This window comes from uncultured Mycobacterium sp. (assembly GCF_964249325.1).
Taxonomy (GTDB): Bacteria; Actinomycetota; Actinomycetes; order Mycobacteriales; family Mycobacteriaceae; genus Mycobacterium.
This window is the reverse complement of record NZ_CAXUCH010000270.1, coordinates 2,501-5,368: the sequence shown is the minus strand read 5'-3', so window position 1 is coordinate 5,368 and position 2,868 is coordinate 2,501. Positions and strand designations below refer to the sequence as shown.

Annotated in this window: 3 protein-coding genes; 1 reads left to right on the top strand and 2 read right to left on the bottom strand. The window is 65.2% G+C overall.

Translation table 11 applies throughout. From position 1 onward, the window contains the following. Positions 1-5 precede the first annotated feature (5 nt). A complete protein-coding gene (locus ACFE99_RS22250; RefSeq protein ID WP_375488636.1) occupies positions 6-587 on the bottom strand; it encodes a TetR/AcrR family transcriptional regulator in 582 nt (193 codons plus the stop codon). Positions 588-772: 185 nt separating this feature from the next. On the opposite strand from ACFE99_RS22250, the gene ACFE99_RS22245 reads away from it, so the two are divergent. Continuing rightward, complete coding sequence (locus tag ACFE99_RS22245; RefSeq protein ID WP_375488634.1) at positions 773-1,741, top strand: NADP-dependent oxidoreductase; 969 nt, start codon at positions 773-775, stop codon at positions 1,739-1,741. Between the two features lie 229 nt (positions 1,742-1,970). Here the strand turns inward: ACFE99_RS22245 and ACFE99_RS22240 are convergent. After that, on the bottom strand, positions 1,971-2,868 hold an 898-nt coding region (locus ACFE99_RS22240; RefSeq protein ID WP_375488632.1), incomplete at its 5' end, for an SDR family oxidoreductase.

The following is a 2,868-nucleotide window of genomic DNA, read 5'->3' as shown; positions in this document are numbered from 1 at the left end:
CTGTTTTAGTCCCGAGGTCGAAGACCGTCCATGAGCAGATCCATGAGCCGGTTGGCCTGGGCTCGATGTTCGGGTTTGCCTGCGACGCTGAATATTCCGATGAGGCCGGCGGCGATGTCCTCGGCGTTGGTGTCGGTGCGGATGTCGCGTGCGGCGCGTCCGGCGTCGAGAATGGTGGCGATGGCCTCGAGGAGTTCGGTGCGGGTATGAGCGAGTGTGATCTCGCCGGAGTCGATCATGACCGACAGGGTTTCAACCATCCCGCGTTTTGTGGCGATCCAGTCGGCGAACAGATCCATCCAGAGGCGCAAGGCCTGCGCGGGCGGGTGCGCATCGAGTAGGTCGCGGGCGCCGGTGGTCAGACGCTGCACCTGGTCTCGATGCACGGCGTCGACAAGCGATTCGCGGGTCGGGAAGTGTCGGTACAAGGTGGCGATGCCGACGCCGGCCGCGCGGGCAATGGCGCGCATCGACGGCTCGGCTTCAGAGGTGGCGAAGGTTTGCGCGGCGGCGGCCAGTAGCATGTCGCGGTTGCGAGTCGCGTCGGCACGCCGGTTGCGCGCATCGAGATCTTTCAACCGGATCATGCTCCATTTACGCTATGGTGGTCTTGATTAGCGGATCGCGATCCACTTAGTCTCGATTCTCTCCAACGAAGACAGGCGTGCACAGAGGGCTCACCGGCGACGCTGAACCGATCGCGATCGGCCGAGTCACCAGCGAGTGGCCTGATAGAGCGTCACCGGAATCGAACAAGGCGAAGGAGACACCGATGACCGGACTCGGTAATGTGACCGAAACCATGCGTACCGTGCGCTTCCATCGGTACGGCGAACCGGGCGATGTGCTGCAGTTGGAGACCGTAGCGGTACCGGAACCGGGTCCCGGTCGGGTCCGGGTTGTCGTGCACGCATGTGGGTTGGCCCCGGCGGACTGGGCGCTGTGCCGAGGCTTGTTCGCCCGGGAGCTGCCGCGCGGCATCGGTTGCGATGTGTCGGGCATCGTCGATGCACTGGGTGGCGGGGGCGACGACGTCAACGTCGGCGATCCGGTGTTCGGTACCGCAGACTGGGCCGGCTACTCAAGTGCCGGTGCATCCGAGCGCGCGATCATGGACAACTGGTTCGCCGTTCCTGATGGCCTCGACCTCACACAGGCGGCGGCCCTGCCGATGGCCCTCGACACCGCCTATCTGCACCTCATGCAGCTGCAGTTCGAGCCGGGCCAGACCATCCTCATCAACGGTGCCGGCAGCACTATCGGCTTTGCCGCCGTGCAGATTGCGCTGATCCGCGGAGCGCGAGTCATCGCAACCGCAGGAGACACCTACGCCCAACCTCTGCGTGACCTCGGGGCCACTGTGACCGCCTACGGCGAGGGCCTGGTGCAGCGGGTTCAGGCCATCGGCGGCCCTCCGGTCGACTTCGTGCTCGACACCGCGCCCGTGGGAGGCGCGCTGCCCGATCTGGTAGAGATCGCCGGCGGTGATCCACAGCGCGTTCTGACCATTTCCGACTTCGAAGCCGCACAGGAGCTCGGCGTGCGTGACACCTTCCACGAGGTGCCGGTGCCGGGCAATGCGCGCTACGCCCAATTCCCGGAATTCGCGCAACTGGCTGCCGACGGCAAATTCACCGTGCCGATCGCCCAAACGTTTCCCCTCGAACAGTGGCGCACCGCCCTGGAGACCAGCCTCACTGGCCACGCCCGCGGGAAGCTCCTGCTGCTGCCAGGTGCCTGACTTTGCGGGCTTCGGTATCACTGTGGACAGCATCAGCCCAGTTCGGCGTGCCTCATTTCCTGCCTCGTTTGGCGTTGGCCCATGCTTAGTCAGCTGGTCGTACGTTGTTCCCGGTTGGGTTGTACAACAACGAATATTCCGACGTCGTCACCGTGTTTGGTGCCCGGGTCGGTGTGCCCCGGCTCTCACCCGCCGACAGCGAACGGTGTGCCGGTGCCCTCGCCCGCGCTTAGCCTTCGTCGGATTGGAACCAGCGCAGGCCGTTGCCCTGGTCTGGACAGTCGGTCGAACAGGCCATTTCCCGTTGCGCATCGAGCTGGGCCAGGCGGGCGGTCAACGCCCTCGTGATTTGGGAATAGCTGTCGCTGCCCAAGGCGAGACGCAGCGGGGCGGGGTCTTGCTCCACACTGGCGATCATGGCGTCGACCATCTTGGCCGGGTCGCCTGGGGAGAGGATCGACGTGTCGTCGACGATGTGGTTGATCCTGCGGGACGGCGAGATGTCATAGGCGGGAAGGCGTGGCCCGACGATCGCGCTTCGGTTGCGGAAGCCGGTACGCGCGGCGCCGGGCTCGACGATCGTGCAGCCGATCCCGAATACCGCCACCTCCTGGGCGACCGTCTCCATGAAGCCTTCGATGCCCCACTTCGTCGCGTGGTAGAGGGAGCTGCCGGGAATCGCCACCTGCCCTCCTAGGCTTGAGACCTGGAGGATGCGGCCGCCGCCTTGCGCGCGCATGTGTGAAAGGGCCGCCCGGATGAGCTGGATCGATCCGAGCAGATTGGTATCGATCTGGTGCCTGATCTGCGCGTCGGTCACCTCCTCGGCGGCGCCAAGCAGCCCGTATCCGGCGTTGCTGACCAGCACGTCGATGCGGTCCATCGCGGCCCAGGCGGCATCGACGGTCAGCCTGATTGCGTCGGTGTGCGTGAGGTCGAGGTCGGCCAGCCACAACCGATCGCCGAACTGCGCCTTCAAGTCATCAGCTGCCGCGAGGTTGCGGAGTGTGCCGGCGACGCGATCGCCGGCCGAGAGCAGTCTTTCCGCCATCACGCGACCAAAACCGGTGCTTATGCCGGTGATGAACCAGGTTCTCATTGGTGGACTCTCTTTCCTGGGACGAAGT